The organism is Schumannella sp. 10F1B-5-1 (assembly GCF_006517535.1).
Taxonomy (GTDB): Bacteria; Actinomycetota; Actinomycetes; order Actinomycetales; family Microbacteriaceae; genus Schumannella.
Genome location: NZ_VHQH01000095.1, coordinates 1 through 210, shown reverse-complemented (window position 1 = coordinate 210; position 210 = coordinate 1). Strand labels below are relative to the sequence as shown.

Genomic DNA, 210 nt, shown 5'->3' with positions numbered 1-210 from the left:
GTAGGTGTTCTCGCGTCGCGTCGGCAGCGTCGAGGGGAACACCTCGAGCGACTCGAGGATCTCGAGCTGCGCTTCGCCGTTGTGGCGGGCGCGTTCGAGCAGCGTCGGGAGCGAGCCCATGTTGTGGGTGCCGAACACGACGTCGACCCAGGGCGCCTTCTCGAGGATGACGTTCTTGTCCTTCTGCGCGAGGCAGCCGCCGACGGCGAT

Annotated in this window: 1 pseudogene; it reads right to left on the bottom strand. The window is 67.1% G+C overall.

Going from position 1 to position 210, the window contains the following annotated elements:
- Nucleotides 1-210 (bottom strand): annotated as a pseudogene (locus tag FJ658_RS15095) (tRNA (N6-isopentenyl adenosine(37)-C2)-methylthiotransferase MiaB); the annotation flags it as partial.